We start from the raw sequence: 20,406 nt of genomic DNA, 5'->3' as shown, positions 1-20,406 counted from the left end.
AACGGAGACCTCCGTCGCGGCGTACATCGTATTTCCGCCGCTCCGCTCCCGGGCGAGATTCAATGCTTCATAGGCGTCTGCGTCGCACCACCCCGCAGCTCTCTGTACACCTTCGTCATCTACTGCTCCCGTTCATTGCGTGTAATCCCTATAAGTACACAAAAAAGCCTGCCGCCTCTATTCAAGAGACGACAGGCTGTTAACCTTCGCGGTACCACTCTTGTTGATATTCCGGTTCAGCCCTATTACGCTGCCCTCAGAATATCCACTCAACAGTCAGGCAAGTTCATACGGTTGCTTCAGCATCCGCCTTCACTTACTTGACCACCCTCTCACGGAGGTTACCCGTAACGGTGTACGAAAGGTCCGGCACACTCAGCATGCCGTTTAATGTCCCTCTAGAAAGAACATCCCGCTTCCACCGTTCCGCTCCCGGACGAGTTCAGGTCTCCTTCGGCTGCGTCGCACCTCCCCGCAGTTCTCTTATCCCGGAGTAACCCTACTGCTTCCCTTCATCGCGTTTACATCGTTTAATTGGGTTGATTATACTCTTCCCGTTCAAATGATGTCAATAGGCGGACACAGACCACTTTTCCAGCGATAAGCCCGGATCGGCAACCATATCCAGCGGTGTGCTGCCGTCATGACGCCATTTCACATAGGCCGCAGCTCCGATCATAGCAGCATTATCCGTGCAGTACACCGGCGGAGGAATGATCAGCTCAATGCCTTCAGCCTCGCAGCGGGATACCAGTGCCTCACGCAGCCCTTTGTTGGCGGCAACCCCGCCGCAGAGCAGAAGCTGCTTAGCCTCACAGGCTTTTACAGCCCGGACGGCCTTCTCCACCAGCACCTCGACCACAGATTCCTGGAAACCGCGGGCGATGCCGGCCACATCCGGTGTCAGCCCCTTCATCTTGCTCTGATTCACCACATTCAGCACAGCCGACTTCAGACCGCTGAAGCTGAAATCATAGGAATCATGCTCCAGCCAGACACGCGGCAAGGCTACCGCTTCTGCCGCTTCACGGGCCAGACGGTCTACATGAGGACCGCCCGGATACGGAAAGCCAAGTGCGCGGGCGACTTTGTCGTAGGCTTCGCCGACCGCATCATCGCGGGTGCGCCCGATAATCCGGAATTCCCCTTCGCGCTCCATATTGACCAGCTCCGTATGTCCCCCGGATACAACGAGAGTCATACACGGGTACTGTAATTCCTTCACCAGCCGGTTGGCATAAATGTGCCCGGCAATATGATGCGTGCCGATTAGCGGCTTGCCCCAGGCCAGCGCCAGGCTTTTGGCCGCAACGACACCCACCAGCAGCGCCCCGACAAGTCCCGGTCCTTGCGTGACCGCAACTGCCGTTAGCTCCTCAGGCTGTACCCCTGCGGCTGCCAGCGCCTCCTCGATCACCAGGGTGATCACCTCGACATGCTTGCGTGAGGCAACCTCCGGCACTACGCCGCCGAAGGCGCGGTGAGTTTCAATCTGGCTGGAAATAATATTTGCCAGCACCTCGTGTCCGTCTTTGATGACTGCTACTGAGGTTTCATCACAGCTCGTCTCAATAGCCAATATAAGTACAGGCTCAATAGCGCCTGTTTCAGTATTCATTTTAGATCCACGCTTCCTTCCGTCAACCCTTGCTCTCCATACTCCGGCAGATCCGCCCACATAATCAGCGCATCCTCACGGTTGTCCGAATAATACCCCTTACGGGTACCGGCCGGCCGGAAACCTTTTTTGCGGTATAAATTCTGGGCCACCTCATTCGAGACCCGGACCTCTAGCGTAATCGACTTCATGCCCAAAAAGCTCGCCGTCTTCATCAGCTCCTCCAGCAGCCGGTCGCCCCATTTGCGTCCCCGGTAAGCTTCGAGCAGGGCAATGTTCGTCACATGGGCCTCGTCGACAATCGCCCACATCCCGGCATAGCCGATGATATGGCCGGCCAGCTCCATCACCATGTATTTGGCAAAATGATTATGCGTCAGCTCATTACGGAACGCTTCCTCCGTCCAGGGCATCGTAAAAGCTTCCCGTTCGATCACGAGAATCTCTGGAATATCCTCAAGCTTCATCAGGCGAAATACAGGACCGCTCTCCTGTTCTCCCGCCCGCGTAGGTTCCGTCATACTTTGCTCGCGCTCCCTTCACTGCTCCGGCGCAGATTGGCTTCCGCTTCAGTAAGCTGGGTATAATTCGGGATTAACCCGTGAATATCGTCACCGCCGCTGCCCTCCAGCAGGCGTTCCTCACCAAGGAGCGCTGCCCAGCGCCCCTCCAGCTCATAAGGCTCCGCATGTACGTCCGCTGCTCCCAGCAGCGGACGAAGACTGTCCTCGCTGCCATGCAGCGCAGTCTCGCCGACAAACCAGACAGCGCGGGGTTTGCTGCCCTCCGCCTCCGCCTGCTTCAGCCGGTCTGCCAGATAGAGCACCCAGTCGGCCATAAGGCGGATGGCATCCGGTTCGAGACGCTGCGGAGCTTGGAGCCCGCATGAAGTGAATAACCCTGTGTAGACTTGCCCCCGCCGTGCATCGAGCAGAGGAACAATCCAGTCCGGACCAAATCCGTCCGTCTGTGCAGCTTGTTCTGCCGCAGCATCAGGCTGCTTCTCTTGTACAGCAGCATACCCGCCCCAAGCCAGGGCATGCAGGCTGGAAATGCCGACTACCGGCACCTTCCAGGCCCAGGCCAGCGTCTTGGCCGCAGTCACCGCAATCCGGGTGCCCGTGTATGATCCCGGACCCAGGCCGACAGCCACTCCGCCAAGCATCGAGGCATCCGTACCGCTGGCCTGCAAGGCCTGCTCAATAATCGGCAGCAGGTGCACAGAATGGTTCCGCTCCCCGGATGCATTAATCTCATGCAATAGTTTGCCTTCTTCAGTTACAGCTACTCCCAGGACAGCCGTTGATGTATCCAGCGCCAAAAGCCGCTTGCGCGGCCCTTTATTTTCGTTCATCATCCTTGTTTACCCCACTTCTGGCTCAACGCCCGGCACAATTCACCATAAGGCTCACCGGTTCCGGTTATCGTAATATAACGTTCCTCCGGTCCGGCTGTTTCCATGTATATATGCAGATGCCGCGGCGGCATCAAGTCTGTGATGATACTGCTCCATTCCACCAGGCACACTCCCTGCCCGTAGAAATATTCGTCCAGTCCAAGCTCGTCCGCTTCCTGCAGCGAGATCCGGTATACATCCATATGATACAGCGGCAGACGCCCATCATACTCTTTGATTATAGTAAAAGTAGGACTGTTAACAATCCCCTGCACGCCCAAATGGCGCGCAAAACCTTGCGAGAACGCCGTCTTCCCCGCACCCAGATCCCCGTCGAGGCCAATCACCATACCGGCTGTGGCTGCGGCGGCTATCGCAGCTGCCAGCAGCTCCGTATCCCGGAGGCTGTACGAACGGTAAGTGAACACCGATTCATCGTTAATGTCCAAGCTGCAACTCCACCTTTTAAAATAGTACCAACACCGCAATACTTTTAATTATATCGGTATGCTACGGGTACCGCAACAACCCTCTCTACTCCTCGCTGCCCGCAGCCACAGGGGGAGGGAGCTTACGGCTTCTTGCCCGCGGCGTCCTGCTTAGGGGGCGCCGGGAGAACATACTGTGCAGAGCCATTCCGATGATAATTACAGCAATACCTATCCAGGACAGCAGTGAAGGCAGCGGTGAGGACAGAATCAGCATTTCACCGGTCAGGGCGAACAATACCTCAAGCGACTGGGTAGCCTCCACTGCCGCGAGCCCGCTCATGCTGCTGCGCACCATATCCGTGGCACGGAAGAACAAGACGGTAGCGATCACTCCGGAAGAGAGGGCGACAATCAACGATTGTCCTGCCTGGGAGCCTGAAGGCAGCCCGGCATCTGCATAGCCGATGAGCGCCAGGACCAGCCAAAAAGGCAGACTGGCCAGAGTCATGCCAAGAATGCGCTGAAAAACGTCCAGCCGGTCTCCGCACAGCTCCATCATTTTGCGGTTGCCGAGCGGATAGGCGAAGGAAGCAATCAGGACCGGCACGATGCCCAGCCATACCTGGGATGCCTCCAGCTCGCGGGCCTGTTCAGCCTGGAGCAGCACCACTCCGGCCAGAATAATCAGCGACAATCCGAGGCCGCGAAGCGGGATTCGGCCGCGCTCATATACCCGCCCGTCAGGTCCGCTCACCCATCGGCCGAAGAACGGGGCGAGCAGCGAGCCGGAAATAATCGTTAGCTGCCAGGTTCCGGCTGTCAGCCAGCCCGGAGCATATGCAGCCGCGAAGCAGATCGGAGCATAGAACAGGCCAAAGCCGACCGTTCCCCAGAGCAGCCATGCCGCCGGGCGCTCCTTCATTGCTGACAGCAGGGGCTTCAGCCGGCCGCGCCCTGCCACAATCGCCACCAGAAACGGCAATGTAAACAAGTAACGCAGCGAGGCACTCCATGCCCAGCTCCCCCCTGACAGCTCCATCCGCCGGTTAAGCACAAAAGTTACTGCAAAAAACAGCGCCGAGCAGACGCCTAGTATGATAGGACGCACGGATATCATCTCTTTTCATCAAATTCACATCCCAAATATAGGCGTTAGCGGCAGTTAGCGTCAACCTTTGTGTCAGCTATCATGCAAAGCTTGAGCACAGGCCGTTATATTATGCAGTAAGCCGGGAATGCCAAAAAAGCAGAGCAGCAAATATCCATGACTGAAGGATCGCTGCTCTGCTTATATTCTGTTATAAATTCTAGTTCTGTCTATACAGCCACAACTTGAGGGAGACACCTAACTTCCCTGTTCCTCCAGCCGCTCCACACCCACTGTATGCGTATTTGTCGGACGTGAACCCACCTGCACTGTAGCCATGCCGTTTGCTTCGTCCACACGCTCGATCCATACCGGCTCCCCGTCCAAATGTACAGAGATCATTTCCTTGGAAGCATAAATATCCTTTGCCCGCTTAACATCCATTTTTTTGGTCTCCTTAAAGTTTTGTAATAGCATAAGCTTCGCTGTATCAGGTTCGTACAAAACTGGCTTCGGAAGCATACGCTTAGTTTTGTAATAGCATAAGCTTCGCTGTATCAGGTTCGTACAAAACTCGCTTCGAAAGCATACGCTTAGTTTTGTAATAGCATAAGCTTCGCTGTATCAGGTTCGTACAAAACTCGCTTCTGAAGCTTACGCTTTTTCACTCTTATTCCTCGTCCGCTTCGGGTTCGCCGATCGTTGCATCCGCATCCAAATACCCCGCGGCGTCTATATTCAGCTCATCATCCGGATCTGCGATAATATTCGCCCAATCCACGACCTCTGCCGGAATATCCTGCCAAGGCAGCGCATCGCTCCACTCATTCCGTCCTCTGTCCATAGGTTCCTCCACTTTTCTTCGCTGTAAAGCATACCGCTTGACGCGGCTCCCCTTCAGGGGCCTGGCTTTATTTTTTCCCAAGGTTCGCAAAAAATGCATCAGGCTAGAAAATGCGGCATCGCCCCATACTAAGCCATAGCACTTATTATCAGGAGGCGATATCGATGCATACCGTTTGGAAAGGAGCCATCAGCTTCGGACTTGTACATGTACCGGTCAAAATGTTCTCCGCCACGGAGGATAAAGACATCTCACTGCGGTACATCCACAAGGAATGCGGCAGTCCGCTGTCCTATGTACGCAAATGCCCGGTTTGTGAGAAGGAAGTGGGCTGGGAGGAGATCGGCAAGGGCTATGAGTACGAAAAAGGAAAGTTTGTCCTGTTTGACAAAGAGGAGCTGGATCAGCTGACCGAAGAAAGCAGCAAAAATATTACGATCCTTGATTTTGTGGATTTGACGGAGATCGACCCGATTTATTTTCAAAAGACCTACTATCTGTCTCCTGACCAGGCGGGCACTAATGCTTACCGGCTGCTGATGGAGGCGATGCGCCAGACAGGTAAGATCGGGATTGCCAAGATTTCCATCCGCTCCAAAAGCAGCCTGGCCGCCATCCGTGTGCTAGAGGACTGCCTGGCGATTGAGACCATCTTTTATCCTGATGAGGTGCGGCCGGTCTCCCAGGTTCCCGGATTGCCGGAAGCGGGCATGGTAAGCGATAAAGAGCTGGATATGGCCAAGCTGCTGATCTCTCAGCTGTCCACTCCTTTTGAGCCGGAGAAATATACGGACGACTACCGTCAGCGGATGCTGGACTTGATCTCCCATAAAGTTTCCGGGGAGGAATTCCATATCGCACCGTCCCGGCAGGAGAGCAATGTTATCGATCTGATGGCTGCACTGCAGGCCAGTATCGAAGCTGTCCAGCACATCCCGCCCGATCCCGGCCCTTCTCTGGCCGGCTCCGCCAGCAAGCCAAAAACGGCAGCCGCGGCAAAGAAAAAAACAGCCAAAGCCAAAGCAGCTGAAGCGGCACCGGGAACTGCCGTAGTTAACGAAGCAACCGGGCCAATTCCGGTTATAGCTCCCAAAGCGAAGCGGCGCAGCCCTAAAAGCAAAGAGACCGTTTCCTGAGCCTTCGTGCATACAAAATAGTCAGGAGGTGCGCCATGGAGATGCAGCCGGTTACACCGTTTGAACCTGTACTCGCTGCGCAGCTCCCGTCCGGCAGCCAGTGGATCGCCCAGATCAAATGGGACGGAGTCCGTATGCTCTCTTATTATGACGGGAACCATGTAGAGCTGATCAACCGCCGCGGCAACCGGCGCACATTGCAATATCCTGAGCTGACGGTGCCCTGCAGCTACTGCCGCGCAGACTCCTTCATCCTGGACGGTGAGGTCATCGCGCTCAGCGGCGGCAAGCCGTCCTTCCATGAAGTGATGCGCCGCGACAGTCTGAAAAGCGCAGCAGCCATCCGGGCTGTGACGCCGCAGGTACCGGTCCTGTATATGGTATTTGATATGCTCTTCTGCAACGGGGTGTGGCTGCTGGATCAGCCCTTATCCCGGCGGCAGCAGATGCTCAGTGAGATGCTGCTGCCGCATCCCCATGTGCAGAACGTGCCCAGCTACGCGGATCCGGCAGAGCTATTCTCCGCTGCCCTGAACGGAAGACTGGAGGGGATTGTCTGCAAGGACATTAACAGCACCTATGCCACCGGCGGGAAAGATAAACGCTGGCAGAAGCGAAAAATCATCTCTGATGTGACCGCAGTTGCCGGCGGCGTCACCTTCCGCGACGGCATCGTAAATGCCCTGCTGTTCGGGCTCTATGACGATGCAGGCAAGCTGCACTATATCGGACATGCGGGGGCGGGACGGATGACTGCCATGGATTGGCGGAATCTGACTGCGCAGGCACATAACCTGACCATTCCCGTAATGCCTTTCGCGTCCCTTCCACAGCGCAGTAAGGGCGCCGTCTGGATCAAACCCAGCCTCGTATTCAAGCTGCATTTTCTGGAATGGAACAGCTCAGGCACACTGCGCCAGCCGGTGATACAGGCACAGGTAGACCTGCCTCCGGAGGATTGCCGGATCGGGCAAAGAGGGTAAGCTCTGCTTCCAGGCCGATTAGAAGCATAGCTTACCCGCTGTACTGAGACTTATGTAAAGGAGGATACCCTATGCCGGGCATGCTCAAAGGTTCCATTACCGTAGACGGACAAGAGATCACAGTTACGAACCCGGACAAGCCTCTCTGGCCGGAGGTCGGAATCACCAAGCGGATTTACCTGCAAAAGCTGGCTGCACTCTCCCCTTACCTGCTGCGTTACTGCAAAGACCGGCTGTTAACGGTTATCCGCTATCCGCACGGTGTGCCGGGGATGTCCTTTTATCAGAAGAATGCCCCCCAGCCGCTGCCTGGTTTTGTGAAGACAGCCCTGCAGGACGGGATTGAATATATCGTCCTGCAGGGCCTGCCCGAACTGATCTGGCTTGGCAATCTGGCTGCGCTGGAATTTCACCCTTCGCTGCATTATGCAGGAAGCAGCCTGCCCTGTGAGTGGATGATCGATCTGGATCCTTCTCTTGAAGTGGAGCCGCGTATTATGGAGGCGGCCGCTATGGTCGGGGATGTGCTGAAATCACTGGGGTTGGATTCGGTTCCCAAAACCTCCGGGGCAACGGGAGTGCAGATTATTATCCCGGTGAATCCAGGGATTTCATTTGATGAGCTGCGTAAAATCGGCCATTTCGTTGGGCGTTATGTCACCGAAAAGCGTCCGGATCTGTTCACATTGGAGCGGCTCAAGAAACACCGCGGCGACAAAATTTATTTCGACTATCTGCAGCATTACGGCGGCAAAACCTTAGCCGCTCCCTATACACCGCGTGCCCGGCCGCTGGCTACTGTATCCACCCCGCTCCTGTGGGAGGAGGTCGCCCGCAATGTTTCACCTGCTGATTACCATCTGCTGAATATTGAGGAGCGCCTGAGCCGCATGGGAGATCTTATTGCCAAGGTGCCGCCGCAGCCGGTCAGTGATATTGTCTCGAAGCTGCCATGAAGCAGCCGCCAAATCCTTCCACAGGCAGCAATAAGCCCGCAGATGCCTTTAACAGGCTGCGGGCTTATCAGGTGTCCAGCTTTTGGACGGAAGGTATTCTATATGAGAATACGGCGTGGCTTGCTGCGGGCGCCGGATTGATTGCTCTGACTTTCGTAAATATACCTTCCTTCAGGGCAGCGTGCCCGTTATTCCGGACAAACGCTAATGGATTGATTTTTTCTTAAAACGGCCGCCTTTTACATCGTGGATATTACCGATCGCAACAAATGCGTCAGAATCCCAATCTTCAACAATCGATTTAAGCTTCGCTTCTTCCAGTCGAGTAATGACTACAAAGATTACTTTCTTGTTTTCACCGGAAAATCCGCCTTCGCCATCGAGATACGTAACACCGCGTCCAAGGCGCTCCGTCAGCGCTTCCCCGATATCGCGGAATTTATCGCTGATAATCCAGACTGATTTCGACTGATCCAGACCCTCAAGGGTAACGTCGATCATCTTAAAGGCAATGTAGTAGGCAATCAGTGAGAACATGGCATTATTCCAGCCAAATACAAAGCCCGCTACGGAAAGAATAAAGAAGTTGAAGAACATGACTACTTCGCCGACAGAAAACGGCAGCTTCTTAGAAACCAGAATGGCCACAATCTCCGTACCGTCAAGCGATCCCCCGTATCTTACAACGAGTCCTACGCCGACCCCAAGAATAACGCCCCCGAACACGGCTGCCAGTAAAGGTTCAACCGTAATCGGCTTGACCGGATGAAGCAATTGTGTGCCGATAGACATTAGAATTACGGCAAATAAGGTGGATAAGGCAAAAGTTTTGCCGATCTGCTTATACCCGATAACCAGAAACGGCAGGTTGAGCAGCGTCAGCAAAATGCCGAGAGGAATGTTGAAAATATGGGATAGCATAATGGAAATACCGGTTATTCCGCCGTCAATCAACTCATTGGGAACAAGAAAAATTTCAAGCGCAACGGACATCATTGCCGCGCCCAGCACCATCATAACAATCCGTTGAGCCATCTTTAGTCTGGCTGTCCTCACAGACCCGGATTTTTGAGGTTTTTTCTGATCCTCATTCGTAAAGATCTGCTGGCTTACATTCATAGAACTCCCCCTATAAAAAAGTATTTAAAAGAATTATCGAAAGCATCATTTCAAGAGATACTTTCTTATATTTCTTCTTATACCTTCATTATATCACAAAAGAGGGCCAAATAAGGAATGGAACATGTTTCAGCCTTCGAAAAGTGCTGTTTTTGTCCTCTTTTCGGTCATAATAGCGGGGATAACAGCTGACAAAGGCTTTGAATCAACTTGACATTCCAGGCTCGCTCTCTAAATTTTTCGGGGTCAATAAATGGGCTGTACTGTAAATCCTTTTCAAAGTCCGAGGCCAGCTCAGCAATGCTCTCCGGATGGAGCAGAACGGCTGTCAGCTCAAAATTGGAATAGAAGCTGCGCATGTCCAAATTGGCACTGCCGATGGTCGCCAGCAGGTCGTCAATAATCATGACTTTGGCATGCATGAAACCTCTGGTATAGCGGTAAAACTTCACTCCCGCATCCTGCAGATTCTCCAGATAGGACAATGAAGCCGAGTAGACAAGCTTGTTGTCCGGTTTGGCAGGAATAATGATTCTTACATCCACCCCGCTGAGCACCGCATTCTTGAGCGCCCGGCAGATGGTCGGATCGGGGATGAAATAAGGCGAGGTAATCCAGATACGCCTTCTGGCTGAACAAAGCGCGGCAAAATACATCTCCTCGGATGCATCAATCGCTCCATCCGGTCCGCTGGCCACCACCAGTACAGCTTCCTGTTCAGTACAGCTATGGGCGGGAAAAAAACGCGGATGGCTTAGCCAGTCTCCGGCCGCCAGCTTCCAGTCCTTCAGAAATATAGCCTGCAGATGATATACAGAATCTCCCTCCAGCCGCAGATGGGTGTCGCGCCAATAGCCCATTTTGGGGTCTTTGCCCAAATAATCATCCCCGACATTCATCCCTCCTGTAAATCCTACCAGACCGTCAATAACCATAATTTTGCGGTGATTCCGGTAATTGAACCTGCGGTCCAGCAGCGAATGAAGCAGCGGCAAAAAGAAATGAACCTCGACTCCCGCATGTTTTAAGGTGGCGATAAATTTCCGGCTCAGACGATGGCTGCCGAGCCCGTCACACAGCAGACGCACCTTGACCCCCTGACGCGCTTTGCGGACCATCACCTCCTGGAAGTGCTTCCCAATCTCATCGTCACGAAAAATATAGAATTCCAAATGGATATGTTCCCGCGCCGCTTCCATCACCTCCAGCATGGCAGCATAGGCCTCCTGTGCATCTGGCAGGATCCGGCTGCGATTACGGCCTGTAATATTCCGGCCGGACAGCCTGGCGAGCAGATAGAGCAGCTCCTCATGGCCGGTAAACGCCGGGTTTCCGCATTCCTCCGGCTTCTGGACAATTTTGATTTTACCGGAGACATGGGCACCGATTTCACTAAGCCTCGAAGGTATACAGCCCTTGTCTATCTTGCGGCTCTGCCAATAATCCCTCCCCAGGAAATAATAGAGCAGCAGACCCAGCGGAGGGCAGCAGAAGCTAAGGAACACCCAGGCCAGCGCCCTTTGCGGACGGCGGTATTCCAGCAGCACTATGATAGCAATCTGCAGTACAAAAAGACCGAGTAAGAGCACAATTATTTTCAAGCCGTCACCTCCATAAATTTCGGCAGTCTGGTCAGGCAGACCATTGGGCCTTGCCCTGAAAACCCGATATCAATACAGGTTTTGCCGTAACTCTCCTACTTTATTCAAGCAAACCGTTGTCATGTTCACCAAAGAGCTGGAATACATAGAGTAGTAGGACGAATCGGATGAGCCCATTGGATCACAAACCGCTGGACCGCATGAGAACACAAGGCGGCTCCCTAAGCCGCAGAAAGGAGAAGCTATGAAAACTCAGCCAGATCACAACCGGATTACCCTGCTTGTTGTCCGCGAGGCCGGACGTCCGGTCAGACAGCTCCAGTTATCCAAGCCGCTTGCCCTGGCCATTCCGGCCGCAGCTGCCCTCTCCATCTCCAGTCTGGTCACCTCGATGCATTTTCATGCCTCACGCTCCATTGCCGAGCTGGAAGCCGAGGCTGCTTCACTGTCGCTGACCAACCTCCGGATGGAAATGAAGGTTGCCGATAAGGAACAGACCCTGCAGCAGCTCCGCAGCCAGGTAACGGAACTGTCAGAGGAAGCCGAGAACATCCGAGATCAACTGAAGAGCGTGAATGAGCTTGAAGCGCAGCTGCAATCCCTGATTAATACGGATGGCAATACCGGCCGGGATACAGACTCAGAGAACGATCCGGTTTCTACTTCTATGTCCACCACCGGTACCCTCTCCGGAATCCTACCGGCTGCAGACGCAGCGGCGTCATCCGCCCGGAACTATGGAGTCGCTTTCGCCCCAGAACCGGAGCCTGCTGCTGCTTCCTCTTCCCTGTCTGCCGTCAGCTTCCGTCTTGGAGCCATCTCTTCCGCATTCAACAGCACTGTAGCGCCACAGGTTGGCGGGGAGTATATCGCTGTCTACCAGGATGACCCTCTGGAGCTGGTGCAGGAAACCAGAGATGACTACGCAGAAATCCGCAGCCTGCTGGAAGAGATGGTAAACAGCATCACCACAACGATTACAGAGGCCAAGGAGGCCAAGAGCGCAGAAGCTCAATTGCAGGCTACCAAAGCCCTCGCAGAAAAAAAACGTCTGGCGCCGGCCGTCATCTGGCCAACCCACTCCAAAATGATCACTTCCAGCTTTGGCTACCGCTCCGATCCCTTCGAAGGCGTCTCCGCCTATCATTCAGGCATTGATATTGCCGGAAGCATCGGGGATCCGGTCTACGCGGCAATGGACGGTGAGGTCACTGCCTCTGAGCAAATGGGAGCAAGAGGCAAATACATTATTCTCAAGCATTCGAACGGTCTGGAAACCTGGTACATGCATTTGAACGGGATGACTGTCACTGTGGGTGATAAGGTGAGCAAAGGCCAGCAAATCGGCACACTTGGCAATACGGGACGCAGCACAGGCCCTCATCTCCATTTTCAGGTAGTGAAGCAGAACAAAGCGGTCAATCCCTTAGGATATGTGAAACCATAAGGCTAAGGCTTCATAGGCAGTTTTGTTCGTTTTGGAGTATTTCATTAGCGGTTAAGCCCACACAATGTTTAGGAGGGTAAAGGCATGTGGAATAGAAGCAAGCAATCAGCGCTGTTCAGGTCTACCGATTCGCTGATCGGACATGGAGGCAATCTGGAGGGCAAGATGCAATGCGATACCAATTTGCGGATTGAGGGTAACTTCAGCGGTGAAATCCAGTGCCAGGGGACTGTAACCATCGGCGAACAAAGTACGGTGCTCTCCACGATAAAAGCCAAGGAGGTCATTATTGCCGGAAAAGTATATGGTGACGTTACTGCCGATCAGCGGCTCACCATGACGGGAACCGGACAGCTGCACGGTAATATCCAAGCAGGCATGCTGAGCATCATGGAAGGCAGCGTGCTGAACGGCTCTGTCATCACAGCCGAACAGCCCGCCAATGAAGCGGCAGGCGGGCACACCGAAGCCAAGAAGGCTGACAAGGCAGGCAAACGCGCCTCCAAGCAGCAGAATAACCTCGAAGCGGGCTAAGCGGGCTTAGCCCGCTTCGTTCGGCCGGGTACACTTTAAATACACTTAAGAGTAGCTTTGTCTCCTTATGCGGCGACATCTCTTTTGCTGAAAACCAGCCAGGAAACTCCCAGGAACAGCAGGTAGTAAACAGCCAGTACCGCTATGGAGAACCCGAGGGTGACCCCTCCCGGACCACTGTCTGTCAGCAGATATCCCCGCAGATCCATATGTGTAAAGATCAGATATTTGGCCCACTCGAAGCGTTCGGGATTGAAGATGCTGACGAAAATATTTTTGGTAAACATAATGAACAGCGACAGCCCGATGGCGAGACCGCTAGCCCGGAAAACGCTGGAGACCATAAAAGCCAGTGCAGCGGTCAAAAACAGCTCGATGTACCCGCAGAACACATCCAGGAAGGAATATTCCGCCGGACTCCAGGACATCTGATTCGCTACAGCGCCCCCCTCGGAAGAGGAGAAAATCAGGGATGAAGCATAGGCGAATACAATCAGCACGGCTGTACTAAGCAAGCTGAACAACACCATGGAGATGTATTTGGAGAGCAGGATTTTGGAGCGGCTCCACGGGCGGATCAGCAGCAGCTTAATCGTTCCCCAGGAGAATTCGCCCGCCACAGCGTCAGAAGCCACCACCACTGTAAAGATTGTATTCAGGAAAAAAGCGATCGTCACCGCCATCTGAAAGTTGTCCCATAATCCGGTTCCCGATGAATCACCGCTGCTCGTATAGTAGACCAATGCAGGAAACAGCGCACTCATGAGTGCCAGAATAAACAGCATAATCCATGTACGGACACGGCTGTAAATCTTGATATTCTCATTATGTATGAGAGCTGCGAACTCACCCAATGCCTTCACCTCCGGTAATTTCCAAGAATTGATCTTCCAGTGAACGTGACAGCGCCCTGATGCTGTACACCTTGAAACCGGCGGCCACCAGCCGTGCATTCAGTTCGGCGATTTCCTCGCGTCCTGCCTCGATAGAAACCCCGCCGTTCTTCACTACTCCGCGGCCGATCAGCGCCAGTGCAGCTTCCGGATCATTGACCTCAAACAGCGTTTCCTGGACCGGCAGCACCGCATCTCCTACCGTCTTCAGCTGTTTGACATCTACGAGACGCCCATTCTGGATAATAGCCACACTGTCACACATCAGCTCCATCTCCGACAACAGGTGACTGGAGACAAAAACTGTCGTTCCTTCCTCCTGGCACAGGCGCCGCAAATAATCCCGCAGCTCACGAATCCCTTGCGGATCCAGCCCGTTGGTCGGCTCGTCCAGAATCAGCAGCTTTGGCCGGTGCAGCAGTGCCTGGGCGACTCCCAGCCGCTGGCGCATACCAAGCGAATATGTTTTTACTTTGTCATGGATTCTCTGGCCAAGCCCGACCAGCTCTACCACTTCATCAATCCGCTGCTTAGTAACACCCTTGACCATTCGGGCATACTGCCGCAGATTCTGATAACCGCTTAAGAACTTATACATCTCCGGATTTTCCACGATCGCTCCGATGTTGGCTACGGCTTCCTCAAAATGGTCCTTGATGCTGCGCCCGCAGATCAGAATATCGCCGCGGCTGATGGAAATCAGTCCCACCATCATACGGATCGTTGTCGTTTTACCGGCACCGTTCGGCCCAAGGAACCCGAAAATCTGTCCGGGCGGAATATCCAGCGTCAGATCACTGACCAGCGTCTTGGAACCCATTTTTTTGGTGACCCCTATCAGGCTGGCAACCGGCTTAGTCGCTACTTCTGCCGTAACTGGCATAAATTCACTTCCTTTCTTTGTTTATAAAATGAACTACTCTAGACTCTAAGTTAGGCGTGAGACGTAACTGCGGTGAATGTTTGGACTTCCGGTCGCTGTTGTCTAGATTGAAATTGAGAGTATCGGTTCAGGATTGGCCGTGACTCCAGAGAATATTTGGACTTCCGGCCGCTGTTGTCTGCAGATTTCTTGATTTGAACCGCTATTAGCGGACGAAATCAGCAGACAAAGGCGAACGCTATCGCTCCTACAGTTCCAAAATTCTCTTCCGCCACTATTCCCTGTTTGTTAATCTTAAGTTCAAATCCAAGACCAAAAGCGGACGCTCCTGCTCCATAAGGATCAAATTCCCCTTCGTTACTTCCTCCTTGCTTCTATATCTACATAATTCATTTTATATATTTTCCATATTACCACAACCTGCCTTTTTCCTGGAAATAAGGAAAAAGGACAATAATAGGAAAAAAGGCTGAATCCTTCCTCATTCGGAAGGATTCAGCCTTTTACTACTTATTACAGCCGTTCAGTTAGTTACGGCAATTTCTAATTAGCCTCCAACACGCGCAAGTTCACGCATATTAGCTTCGAAGGCAGCCATCAGGGCAGCTTCGCCGGTTAACCCGGTCTGTTCTACCTTGCGGATCTGCTCCAGCATCCGTTTGTAATCCTTCGGAATAACACGGACGAATTTCGGCAGCGAAGCTTCCCAGCTGTCCAGGATCCGGCTTGCAGCAGCACTGTCTGTAAGCTCTGAGTGGCGGGCAATCAGGCTGTGCAGCTCAGCTGCTTCATCCGCTTCCTCTACACGCTCCAGAAGCACCATTTCCAGGTTGCAGCGTTTGATGAAGGTATTGTCCGGATCATAGACGTAAGCGATACCGCCGGACATCCCTGCCGCAAAGTTGCGGCCGGTTGGACCAAGCACGGCCACACGGCCGCCGGTCATATATTCACAGCCGTGGTCGCCCACACCTTCAACAACTACCTTCGCACCGGAGTTGCGCACGGCGAACCGTTCACCGGCGATACCGCTGATATACGCCTCACCGCTGGTCGCTCCGTAAAGCGCCGTATTCCCGATAATGATGTTGTCCTCAGCGGCAAAGGTAGCCTTAGGGGACGGCTTAATAATCAGCTTGCCTCCGGACAACCCTTTACCCACATAGTCATTGGAGTCACCTTCGACCGTAATTGTAATACCCTTCGGTACGAAAGCACCCAGACTTTGTCCGGCAGAGCCGGTGAAGTGCAGACGGATCGTATCATCCGGAAGACCTGCGGCCCCGTATTTGCGGGTAAGCTCGCTCCCCAGAATCGTGCCCACTGCACGGTTGACGTTCGTAATCGGCAGCGAGGCTTCTACCGCCTGGCCGGATTCCAGTGCCGGCGCTGCCAGATCCAGCAATTTCGATACATCAATGGTTTCTTCCAGGCCGTGGTTCTGGAATTTGCTGCGGAAGCGGGTGCTGCCTTCAGGCAGTTCCGGAGTATGCAGCAGACTGCTCAGATCTACGCCTTTCTTCTTCCAGTGACTCGAAGCACGCACAGCATCGAGGCAATCCGTACGTCCGACCATCTCTTCAATGGTGCGGAAGCCCAGCTCAGCCATGATTTCGCGCAGGTCCTGAGCCACAAATGTCATAAAGTTCACGACATGCTGCGGGTCGCCGGTAAAGTTCTTACGCAGTTCCGGATTCTGTGTCGCAACACCAACCGGACAAGTGTCCATCTGGCATACGCGCATCATGATGCAGCCTACCGCTACAAGCGGTGCTGTAGCAAATCCGTACTCTTCTGCTCCCAGCAGTACAGCTACCGCAAGGTCGCGTCCGCTGAGCATTTTACCGTCGGTCTCCAGTACAACACGGTCACGCAGGTTGTTCAGCATAAGCGTCTGATGCGTCTCCGCGAGTCCAAGCTCCCACGGCAGACCGGCATGACGGATGGAGTTCAACGGGGATGCCCCTGTACCGCCGTCATATCCGCTGATCAGAATAATATCGGCACGGCCCTTGGCTACGCCGGCAGCGATCGTTCCGACACCCACCTCAGACACGAGCTTCACATTAATGCTTGCACGCGGATTGGCATTCTTCAGATCATAAATCAGTTCGGCCAAATCCTCGATGGAATAAATATCATGATGCGGCGGCGGTGAAATCAGGCCCACACCCGCTGTGGAACCGCGCACTTCGGCTACCCAAGGATATACCTTGCGGCCCGGAAGCTGTCCGCCTTCACCAGGCTTAGCCCCCTGTGCCATCTTGATCTGGATCTCATCAGCGTTCACCAGATAATTCGAGGTTACCCCAAAGCGGCCAGATGCCACCTGCTTGATCGCACTGCGGCGGGAATCGCCGTTAGCGTCCGGAATAAAGCGCGCCGGATCTTCCCCGCCTTCACCGGTGTTGCTCTTGCCGCCGATGCGGTTCATTGCAATCGCCAGTGTCTCATGAGCTTCCTTACTGATGGAACCGAACGACATTGCTCCGGTCTTGAAGCGTTTCATAATCGATTCTGCAGGCTCTACCTCTTCGAGCGGAACCGGTTGGTTCGTTGATTTGAATTCCAGCATGGAGCGGATGGTCTGGTGTTTCTTGCTCTCACCCTGAACGAGCGCCGCATACTTTTTGTACAAACCATAGTCACCGCTCCGTACGGAATGCTGAAGCAGATGAATCGTCTGCGGGTTGAACAGATGCTCTTCCCCGTCACTGCGCCATTGATATTCACCGCCGGAATCAAGCACCTTGTCGTTGCCGTCCTTGTCGGTGAACGCACGGTTGTGATGAATCAGTGCTTCAGCAGCTACTTCCTCAAGACCGATACCGCCGATACGGGAAGGTGTCCAGGTAAAGTAACGGTCCACAAACTCCGAATTCAGGCCGACAGCTTCAAAAATCTGTGCGCCGCGGTACGATTGGATCGTGGAGATCCCCATCTTGGACAATATTTTAACTACGCTCTTAGTCGCAGCCTTAATGTAATTCTTCACAGCCTTCTCATGCGAAATTCCGCGCAGCAGGCCTTGGCCGATCATGTCATCCAAGCTTTCAAAAGCAAGGTACGGATTGACCGCACTCACGCCGTAACCAAGGAGAAGCGCGTAGTGATGCACTTCACGCGGTTCGCCGGACTCCAGCAGAATACTGACTTTCGTCCGTGTCCCGGAGCGGATCAAGTGGTGATGCAGGCTGGATACAGCCAGCAGGGCCGGGATTGCGGCATTCTCACGGTCTACTCCGCGGTCAGACAGAATAAGAATATTATGTCCTTTAGCCATAACACGGTCAGCTGCTTCATTCATGCGTTCCAGGGCAATGCGCATTCCTTCCGCTCCAAGCTCAGCCGGGAACAGGATCGGAATCGACATCGACTTGAAGCCGGCACGGCGGACATGGCGGATCTTAGCGAAATCCTCGTTGGAGAGAATCGGCGATTCCAGTGAAATCTGCCGGCAACTCTCCGGTTCCGGCTTCAGCAGGTTGCGTTCCGGCCCGATCGTGGTGGCTGTAGAAGTAACCAGCTCCTCACGGATCGCATCGATCGGCGGATTGGTTACCTGCGCGAACATTTGTTTAAAGTAGTTGTAGAGACGCTGCGGGCGGTCCGAGAGCACGGCCAGCGGGGCATCGTAGCCCATGGAAGCAACGGCTTCGGCACCGGTGGAAGCCATAGGCTCCAATACCTTGCGCAGATCCTCAAACGTGTAGCCGAATGACTGCTGCAGCTGCTGCACATTGTCATGCTTCGGATTTGGCAGCTCCGGAGCATCCGGAAGCTGATCGAGGCCTATCAGATGCTCATCCAGCCACTGGCGGTAAGGCTGCTCGGAAGCGATGGCGGCCTTTACTTCCTCGTCGGAGATAATGCGTCCCTGCTTCGTATCCACCAGCAGCATGCGGCCTGGTCTCAGGCGGTCTTTATATAGTACATTCTCTGCCGGAATATCAAGCACTCCAGCTTCAGAGGATAAGATAATCATATCGTCTTTGGTTACATAATAGCGTGCAGGGCGCAGGCCGTTACGGTCAAGCATTGCACCGATTTGCACACCGTCGGTAAAGCCCATCGCAGCGGGGCCGTCCCACGGCTCCATCAGGGTGCTGTGGTATTCATAGAATGCCTTCTTCTCATCGCCCATACTTTCATGATTGCTCCAAGGCTCAGGCACCATCATCATCGCCACATGCGGTAAGGAGCGTCCGCTGAGATACAGGAACTCAAAGGTGTTGTCGAACATCGCAGTGTCGGAACCGTCCGGATTTACGATCGGTTTGATCTTGCTCAGGTCTTCACCGTATACTTCGCTCTTGAACAGGGACTGGCGGGCATGCATCCAGTTCACATTCCCCCGCAGTGTGTTGATCTCGCCATTATGGATCATGAAGCGGTACGGGTGGGCACGCTCCCAGCTTGGGAACGTATTGGTGCTGAAACGGGAGTGCACCATCGCAATCGCCGACTCCAGCTCTTCATTCTGCAGATCCAGGTAAAACTGGCCTACTTGCTCGGTTGTCAACATGCCTTTGTATACGATCTTCCGACAGGACATACTTGGCATATAGAAGGATTCTGCCTCTTCCACACCGCCGTAGCGGATGGCGAGCTCGGCACGCTTGCGGATTACAAACAGCTTGCGTTCAAAAGCCAGCTCATCGGCAAGGCCCTCCGCACGGCTGATAAATACCTGGCGGACATAAGGCTTGGCTGCTTTAGCGGTCTTGCCCAGCATTTCGTCGAAGGTAGGCACATCACGGTATCCAAGCACCGCCTGGCCTTCTTCGGCAATAATCTCATTTAAGAGAGCCTCGTGACGGGCGCGGATCTCCTCGTTGTGAGACAAAAAGATCATACCCACGCCATAAAAGCCCTGTTCCGGCAGTTCAAAGCCAAGCTTACTGGCTTCACCGGCAAAGAAACGGTGTGGAATCTGCAGCATAATGCCGGCTCCGTCACCAGAGTTCGGCTCGCTTCCCTGTCCTCCCCGATGCTCCATATTAAAGAGCATAGTCAAAGCGTTGCTAACGATATCATGGGAAGGTTTTCCTTTAATATGGGCAACAAAACCCATGCCGCATGCATCTTTTTCGAACTGGGGATCATAAAGGCCCTGTTTGCCGGGCAGTTCAGTGTGTCTCATCATACGCAACCTTTCTATTATAAAGTAGACGTTATCTTCACAAGAAGCGGCTGCACGTCCTTAAATCAGGCGGCATCCGCTTCACATAAAATATAAGATAAAAAGACCTAAAGAGTATAGTACCTTATATCTTAGGAAAATTTTTCAGAAAAATCTTAATAATTATTCAAGCCAGATTGGTTATATAAGTTTATCATCGACCTGACATGAGTGCAATTTAAAGTTTTTTATGAGTTTGATTAACAAATGTTTTTACGGTACAGCTTTAGTGAGTAAAAGTGTAAAAAAACTTTCCGATGCATATTTATACACAAATAACGAATAAGTTCTTATTC

General features: G+C 53.4%; 17 protein-coding genes and 1 other annotated feature (1 of these 18 only partly in view). Of the genes, 5 read left to right on the top strand and 12 right to left on the bottom strand.

What is annotated here, in order from left to right; translation table 11 throughout:
* Positions 1-145, bottom strand: a binding site (T-box leader); it reaches 150 nt to the left of the window's first position.
* 423 nt (positions 146-568) lie between these two features.
* From tsaD to QU597_RS04920, 7 genes are all read right to left on the bottom strand, one after another.
* Positions 569-1,618: a tRNA (adenosine(37)-N6)-threonylcarbamoyltransferase complex transferase subunit TsaD gene (tsaD, locus tag QU597_RS04950; RefSeq protein WP_310831632.1), complete on the bottom strand. Its 1,050-nt coding sequence runs from the start codon at positions 1,616-1,618 to the stop codon at positions 569-571.
* Positions 1,615-2,139, bottom strand: coding sequence for a ribosomal protein S18-alanine N-acetyltransferase (gene rimI, locus QU597_RS04945; RefSeq protein WP_206103389.1), 525 nt, complete (start codon positions 2,137-2,139; stop codon positions 1,615-1,617). Before rimI ends, tsaD begins: the two co-directional genes overlap by 4 nt.
* Positions 2,136-2,975 carry a tRNA (adenosine(37)-N6)-threonylcarbamoyltransferase complex dimerization subunit type 1 TsaB gene (gene tsaB, locus QU597_RS04940; protein WP_310831631.1) on the bottom strand — a complete coding sequence of 280 codons (840 nt, stop codon included), beginning with the start codon at positions 2,973-2,975 and terminating at the stop codon, positions 2,136-2,138. Before tsaB ends, rimI begins: the two co-directional genes overlap by 4 nt.
* A complete protein-coding gene (gene tsaE, locus QU597_RS04935) occupies positions 2,972-3,463 on the bottom strand; it encodes a tRNA (adenosine(37)-N6)-threonylcarbamoyltransferase complex ATPase subunit type 1 TsaE (protein ID WP_310831630.1) in 492 nt (163 codons plus the stop codon). Before tsaE ends, tsaB begins: the two co-directional genes overlap by 4 nt.
* A gap of 85 nt (positions 3,464-3,548) precedes the next feature.
* On the bottom strand, positions 3,549-4,562 hold the full coding sequence (locus tag QU597_RS04930; protein ID WP_310831629.1) for a DMT family transporter: 1,014 nt from the start codon (positions 4,560-4,562) through the stop codon (positions 3,549-3,551).
* A 228-nt stretch (positions 4,563-4,790) separates the two neighbouring features.
* Positions 4,791-4,976: an H-type small acid-soluble spore protein gene (locus QU597_RS04925; protein WP_310831628.1), complete on the bottom strand. Its 186-nt coding sequence runs from the start codon at positions 4,974-4,976 to the stop codon at positions 4,791-4,793.
* Between the two features lie 226 nt (positions 4,977-5,202).
* Complete coding sequence (locus QU597_RS04920) at positions 5,203-5,376, bottom strand: hypothetical protein (protein WP_310831627.1); 174 nt, start codon at positions 5,374-5,376, stop codon at positions 5,203-5,205.
* 164 nt (positions 5,377-5,540) lie between these two features.
* Between QU597_RS04920 and ku the strand changes: the two genes are divergently transcribed.
* The 3 genes from ku (at position 5,541) to ligD (ending at position 8,451) form a co-directional block, all read left to right on the top strand.
* The gene (ku, locus tag QU597_RS04915; RefSeq protein ID WP_310831626.1) at positions 5,541-6,512 is read left to right on the top strand and encodes a non-homologous end joining protein Ku; all 972 of its coding nucleotides are present in this window, start codon (positions 5,541-5,543) and stop codon (positions 6,510-6,512) included.
* 35 nt (positions 6,513-6,547) lie between these two features.
* A complete protein-coding gene (locus QU597_RS04910) occupies positions 6,548-7,495 on the top strand; it encodes an ATP-dependent DNA ligase (protein ID WP_310831625.1) in 948 nt (315 codons plus the stop codon).
* Between the two features lie 71 nt (positions 7,496-7,566).
* Positions 7,567-8,451, top strand: a complete 885-nt coding sequence (gene ligD / locus QU597_RS04905; RefSeq protein ID WP_310831624.1) for a non-homologous end-joining DNA ligase — start codon at positions 7,567-7,569, stop codon at positions 8,449-8,451.
* A gap of 204 nt (positions 8,452-8,655) precedes the next feature.
* On the opposite strand, the gene QU597_RS04900 is transcribed toward ligD, so the two are convergent.
* Both QU597_RS04900 and cls read right to left on the bottom strand, forming a co-directional pair.
* Entirely contained in the window at positions 8,656-9,486 is an 831-nt protein-coding gene (locus QU597_RS04900) for a YitT family protein (protein WP_310833232.1), read from the bottom strand.
* A 251-nt stretch (positions 9,487-9,737) separates the two neighbouring features.
* A complete protein-coding gene (gene cls / locus QU597_RS04895) occupies positions 9,738-11,165 on the bottom strand; it encodes a cardiolipin synthase (protein ID WP_370656253.1) in 1,428 nt (475 codons plus the stop codon).
* Between the two features lie 250 nt (positions 11,166-11,415).
* Here cls and QU597_RS04890 point away from each other — a divergent pair, with 250 nt between their 5' ends.
* Together QU597_RS04890 and QU597_RS04885 are read left to right on the top strand one after the other, a co-directional pair.
* The gene (locus QU597_RS04890; protein ID WP_310831622.1) at positions 11,416-12,618 is read left to right on the top strand and encodes a M23 family metallopeptidase; all 1,203 of its coding nucleotides are present in this window, start codon (positions 11,416-11,418) and stop codon (positions 12,616-12,618) included.
* Positions 12,619-12,702: 84 nt separating this feature from the next.
* Complete coding sequence (locus QU597_RS04885; RefSeq protein ID WP_310831621.1) at positions 12,703-13,152, top strand: bactofilin family protein; 450 nt, start codon at positions 12,703-12,705, stop codon at positions 13,150-13,152.
* A gap of 65 nt (positions 13,153-13,217) precedes the next feature.
* Here QU597_RS04885 and QU597_RS04880 read toward each other — a convergent pair whose 3' ends face one another.
* The 3 genes from QU597_RS04880 to gltB form a co-directional block, all read right to left on the bottom strand.
* On the bottom strand, positions 13,218-14,006 hold the full coding sequence (locus QU597_RS04880; protein ID WP_310831620.1) for an ABC transporter permease: 789 nt from the start codon (positions 14,004-14,006) through the stop codon (positions 13,218-13,220).
* Complete coding sequence (locus QU597_RS04875) at positions 13,999-14,928, bottom strand: ABC transporter ATP-binding protein (RefSeq protein ID WP_310831619.1); 930 nt, start codon at positions 14,926-14,928, stop codon at positions 13,999-14,001. Before QU597_RS04875 ends, QU597_RS04880 begins: the two co-directional genes overlap by 8 nt.
* Before the next feature lie 547 nt (positions 14,929-15,475).
* Positions 15,476-20,071 (bottom strand): glutamate synthase large subunit, encoded by a 4,596-nt coding sequence (gltB, locus tag QU597_RS04870; RefSeq protein ID WP_310833231.1) that lies wholly within the window; start codon positions 20,069-20,071, stop codon positions 15,476-15,478.
* Positions 20,072-20,406: the final 335 nt, after the last annotated feature.

Origin of the sequence: Paenibacillus pedocola (assembly GCF_031599675.1) — a bacterium.
Lineage (GTDB): Bacteria > Bacillota > Bacilli > Paenibacillales > Paenibacillaceae > Paenibacillus_AQ > Paenibacillus_AQ pedocola.
This window is presented reverse-complemented; position numbering and strand designations above follow the sequence as displayed.